The 4984-nt window shown below is 72.1% G+C and carries 6 protein-coding genes; 4 read left to right on the forward strand and 2 right to left on the reverse strand.

Annotation, left to right across the window (positions count from 1 at the left end; translation table 11 throughout):
- Both BZL64_RS26345 and BZL64_RS26350 read right to left on the reverse strand, forming a co-directional pair.
- Nucleotides 1–184: gamma-glutamyl-gamma-aminobutyrate hydrolase family protein (locus BZL64_RS26345; RefSeq protein WP_143663321.1), on the reverse strand; the 184-nt coding region annotated here is incomplete at its 3' end.
- Between the two features lie 66 nt (nt 185–250).
- Entirely contained in the window at nt 251–985 is a 735-nt protein-coding gene (locus BZL64_RS26350) for a FadR/GntR family transcriptional regulator (RefSeq protein ID WP_086771674.1), read from the reverse strand.
- 104 nt (nt 986–1089) lie between these two features.
- Between BZL64_RS26350 and BZL64_RS26355 the strand changes: the two genes are divergently transcribed.
- The 4 genes from BZL64_RS26355 to BZL64_RS26370 all read left to right on the forward strand — a co-directional run.
- The gene (locus tag BZL64_RS26355; protein WP_086771675.1) at nt 1090–2448 is read left to right on the forward strand and encodes a glutamine synthetase family protein; all 1359 of its coding nucleotides are present in this window, start codon (nt 1090–1092) and stop codon (nt 2446–2448) included.
- Between the two features lie 8 nt (nt 2449–2456).
- On the forward strand, nt 2457–3875 hold the full coding sequence (locus BZL64_RS26360; protein WP_425276070.1) for an aldehyde dehydrogenase family protein: 1419 nt from the start codon (nt 2457–2459) through the stop codon (nt 3873–3875).
- Nucleotides 3872–4654, forward strand: coding sequence for a 3-oxoacyl-ACP reductase (locus BZL64_RS26365; protein WP_086771676.1), 783 nt, complete (start codon nt 3872–3874; stop codon nt 4652–4654). The genes BZL64_RS26360 and BZL64_RS26365 overlap by 4 nt, the downstream gene beginning before the upstream one ends.
- Before the next feature lie 27 nt (nt 4655–4681).
- Nucleotides 4682–4984, forward strand: a 303-nt coding sequence (locus BZL64_RS26370) for a DUF2510 domain-containing protein (protein WP_143663322.1), incomplete at its 3' end; no start/stop codon positions are given.

Consider the following 4984-nt stretch of genomic DNA (forward strand, 5'->3'; position numbering starts at 1 on the left):
CGGACGCCGCGTGCTCGGGTGCGTCCGGCGGCAGCATCGCCGCCAGTCCGCCCGCCCGCTGCACGAGCCGCGGATACCCGGCCGGCAGGAGCGTCGCGTCCAGCTCCCACACCCCCCAGCGCGCCCCGGCCTCCAGGTACGTACTGACGCCGATCAGTGGCCTGTCGCCCGTCGCGTTCGCCATGCCCGCCTCCACCGCTCCCCGCCCACCCGAATGGACTCGACCCGAACCATTGAACACGCCCGCAGGTCAGGCGAGGAAGCCCCGCAGCAGCGCGGCCGTCCCCGCGCAGTGCTCGCGCATCATCTCCCGCGCGCCGTCCGCGTCCCCGTCGAGCACCGCCTCCACCAGCGCCGTGTGCTGGCGCTGCGAGTGCTCCAGGTTGCGCACGAGCAGCGGGATGCAGTCCAGCAGGTCGTTCACCGTGGCCCGGACCGCCGCGTACCGCGCCGTGAGCGACGGCGAACCGCACAGCTCGGCGAGGGTGAGGTGCAGCATCGTGTCGAGGCGGCGGTACTCGGTGAGCGGGGCGTCCTCGGTGCGGGCGAGCGCCTCCCTGAGCCGCCCCGCCCGCTCCTCGCTCAGGCCGTGCGCCGCGCACAGGCCCGCCGCGCCGACCTCCAGCACCTCCCGGAACCGGAGCACGTCCTCTATGTCGACCTCGGCGATCCGCCGCCGCAGCTCCTCCTCGCCGACCGCGTCGGTGCGGGGCAGCACGAACGTCCCTCCGTACCGGCCGCGCCGGGACTCCACGAGCCCCTGGTCCTGGAGAACCTTGAGCACCTCGCGCAGCGTCACCCGGCTGATCCCGAGCCGTTCCGCCAGGTCCCGCTCGGCCGGGAGCCGCTCCCCGCCGGGCACCAGGCCCAGCCGTACCACCTGAAGGATCTGCTCCAGGGCCTCCTCGAAGCCGTTCCCGGCCCGCACCGGCCGCAGTACCGGCGTGAGCCGGTCCGCCGGTTCCTCCGCAGCGTCCACCGGCATCCGGTCGCGCCCCCTTCCCAAGCAAAGGTTTTCGGCAATACCTTATGGCTCCCGGCCGTCCCGGCACAGCCGTAGCAGCAGAGGAAGCCTGAGGAGGCCCTCCCGTGGCAGACCGCACACCCCCGCTCGGCGTCGACGAACTGCACGCCCTCGTCGCCGGCGGTGAGATCGACACTGTCGTCCTCGCCTTCCCCGACATGCAAGGGCGCCTCCAGGGCAAGCGCTTCGCCGCCCGCTTCTTTCTCGACGAGGTCCTCGAACACGGCACCGAGGGCTGCAACTACCTCCTCGCCGTCGACACCGAGATGAACACGGTGGACGGTTACGAGATGTCCTCCTGGGAGCGCGGCTACGGCGACTTCGCCATGCGCCCCGACCTGAGCACCCTGCGCCGCCTGCCCTGGCACCCCGGGACCGCGATGCTCATCGCCGACCTCGCCTGGGAGGACGGCTCACCCGTCGTCGCCGCACCCCGGCAGATCCTGCGCCGCCAGCTGGAGCGCCTCGCCGAACTGGGCTACACCGCCCAGGTCGGCACCGAGCTGGAGTTCATCGTCTTCAAGGACACCTACGAGCAGGCCTGGGACGCCCACTACCGGGGACTCACCCCGGCCAACCAGTACAACGTCGACTACTCGATCCTCGGCACCGGCCGCGTCGAGCCCCTGCTGCGCCGCCTGCGCAACGACATGGCCGGCGCCGGCCTCACCGTCGAGTCCGCCAAGGGCGAGTGCAACCCGGGACAGCACGAGATCGCCTTCCGGTACGACGAGGCCCTGGTCACCTGCGACCAGCACGCCATCTACAAGACCGGTGCCAAGGAAATCGCCTCCCAGGAAGGCGTTTCCCTCACCTTCATGGCCAAGTACAACGAGCGCGAGGGCAACTCCTGCCACATCCACCTCTCCCTCGCGGACGCCGACGGCGCCAACGCGATGGCGGGACCGGACGGGATGTCGCAGGTCATGCGGTACTTCCTCGCCGGGCAGCTCGCCGCGCTGCGCGACTTCTCCCTGCTCTACGCCCCGCACATCAACTCCTACAAGCGGTTCCAGCCGGGTTCCTTCGCCCCGACCGCCGTCGCCTGGGGCCACGACAACCGCACCTGCTCCCTGCGCGTCGTCGGCCACGGCCGCTCCCTGCGCTTCGAGAACCGGCTGCCCGGCGGCGACGTCAACCCGCACCTCGCGGTCGCCGGACTCGTGGCCGCCGGCCTTTACGGCATCGAGCAGGAGCTGGACCTGCCCGAGCCCTGCGCCGGCAACGCCTACACCGCCGACTTCGCCCACGTCCCCACCACCCTGCGCGAAGCCGCCGAACTCTGGGAGAACAGCCCCATCGCGCGGGCCGCCTTCGGCGACGAGGTCGTCGCGCACTACCGCAACATGGCCCGCGTCGAGCTGGAGGCCTTCGACGCGGCGGTCACCGACTGGGAGCTGCGCCGCTCCTTCGAACGCATGTGAGGCCCTTCGTGTCCGACCAGCTCACCTCCGACCCGTCCACATCCGACGGGCACACGGCCGATCGGCTCCAGGTGCTCGACCCGGCCACCGAAGAGATCGTCGCCACCGTCCCGGCCGCCACCGAGGCAGACGTCGACGCGGCTGTCGTACGCGCCACCCGCGCCCAGGTCCGGTGGGCCGCCCTCGCGCCGGGCGACCGCGCCCGCCTGCTACGCCGCTTCGCCGTCCAGGTCGACGAACACCTCGAAGAACTCGCGCACCTGGAGGTTCGCGAGGCCGGCCACACCATCGGCAACGCCCGTTGGGAGGCGGGCAACGTCCGCGACCTGCTCGACTACGCGGCCGGGGGAGTGGAGCGGCTCACCGGGCGCCAGATCCCGGTCGCGGGCGGCCTCGACCTCACGATCCTCGAACCGCTGGGCGTCGTCGGGGTCATCGCGCCCTGGAACTTCCCGATGCCGATCGCCGCCTGGGGCACCGCCCCGGCGCTCGCCGCCGGCAACGCGGTGATCCTCAAGCCCGCCGAGACGACCCCGCTGACCGCCCTGCGGCTGGCCGAACTCGCCCTGGCGGCCGGCCTGCCGGAGGGACTCCTCCAGGTGCTGCCCGGCCGCGGTCCCGTCGCGGGCAACGCGCTGGTCGAGCACCCGGGCGTGGCGAAGATCGTCTTCACCGGATCGACAGCCGTGGGCAAACGCGTGTTGGCGAAGGGATCCGAGCTGCTGAAGCGCGTCACCCTCGAACTCGGCGGCAAGAGCCCCAACATCATCTTCGCCGACGCCGACATCGAGGCCGCCGCCGCGGCGGCCCCCATGTCCTTCCTCGACAACTCGGGCCAGGACTGCTGCGCCCGCACCCGCATCCTCGTCCAGCGCTCCGTCCACGACCGCTTCCTGGACCTCCTCGCCCCCGCGATCGAATCGGTCGTCGTCGGCGACCCGGCGGACGAGAACACGGCCATGGGACCGCTCATCTCCAAGTCCCAGCTGGACCGCGTGCGTTCGTACGTGACGGACGACCTGGCCGGTATCCGAGGCAAGGCCCCCGAGGGCCCCGGCTTCTGGTTCCCGCCCACCGTCCTGACCGGCGTCGGCCCCGGCGCGCGCGTCGCGGTCGAGGAGGTCTTCGGCCCGGTCGCCGTCGTCCTGCCCTTCGAGGACGAGGCGGAGGCGATCGAACTCGCCAACGCCACCGACTACGGCCTCGCCGGCTCCATCTGGACCCGCGACGTCGGCCGCGCCCTGCGCGTCTCGCAGGCCGTCCGCGCGGGCAACCTGTCCGTCAACTCCCACTCCAGCGTCCGCTACTGGACCCCGTTCGGCGGCTTCAAGCAGTCCGGCATCGGCCGCGAACTCGGCCCCGACGCCCTGACCGCCTTCACCGAGACCAAGAACGTCTTCATCAGCACGGAGGGCCCCGCACAGTGACCAAAGAGATCATCTGCCGCCGGCTCGTCGGCCGCACCGCCGTCATCACCGGGGCCGGCAGCGGCATCGGCCTCGCCACCGCCCGCCGCCTCGCCTCCGAGGGCGCGCACGTCGTCTGCGGCGACATCGACGAACCCCGCGGCAAGGCCGCCGCCGAGGAGGCCGGCGGCCTCTTCGTGAAGGTCGACGTCACCGACCCCGACCAGGTCGAGGCGCTGTTCAAGGCGGCGTACGACACCTACGGCAGCGTCGACATCGCCTTCAACAACGCCGGTATCTCACCCCCCGACGACGACTCCATCCTCGACACCGGCCTGGAGGCATGGAAGCGCGTCCAGGAGGTCAACCTCACCTCCGTCTACCTGTGCTGCAAGGCCGCCATCCCGTACATGCGGCGCCAGGGCAGGGGCTCCATCATCAACACGGCGTCCTTCGTGGCGAGGATGGGCGCCGCCACCTCCCAGATCTCCTACACGGCGTCCAAGGGCGGCGTCCTCGCCATGTCCCGTGAACTGGGCGTCCAGTTCGCGCGGGAGGGCATCCGCGTCAACGCGCTCTGCCCCGGACCGGTCAACACCCCGCTCCTGCGGGAACTGTTCGCCAAGGACCCCGAGCGGGCGGCCCGCCGCCTCGTCCACATCCCGGTCGGGCGGTTCGCCGAGGCCGAGGAGATCGCCGCCGCCGTCGCCTTCCTGGCCAGCGACGACTCCTCCTTCGTCAACGCCAGCGACTTCCTGGTCGACGGCGGCATCTCGGGGGCGTACGTCACGCCGCTGTAAGCCGCGTCCTAGAGTGCCGGGATGAGCATGACGCCCCCGCCCGGCTGGTACGCCGACCCGACGGCCCCCCACCAGGAACGCTGGTGGGACGGCACGGTCTGGACCGACCACAGGCGCACGCCGGCTGCGGCGGGGGCGGGGTCTCCGGCGTCGCCGGAGCAGGGCTTCGGACCGCCGGTACCGCCCGTGACACCGGTTCCCGGGGGTTTCGGGCCGCCCGCGGGTACCGGCCCCTCCTCATCAGGTGGCGGTGGCGGCGGCCGGTACCGGGCCATCGCCCTCGTGGTCGTCGCGGCCGTCCTCGTCGCGGCCGTCGTGACCGGAGCCGTC

The organism is Streptomyces bobili (assembly GCF_002154575.1).
GTDB classification, from domain to species: domain Bacteria; phylum Actinomycetota; class Actinomycetes; order Streptomycetales; family Streptomycetaceae; genus Streptomyces; species Streptomyces bobili.

Bases quoted from the DNA above. Each gene is read 5' to 3' on its own strand.
- BZL64_RS26350 (WP_086771674.1), bottom strand. From the start codon at position 985: ATGCCGGTGGACGCTGCGGAGGAACCGGCGGACCGGCTCACGCCGGTA.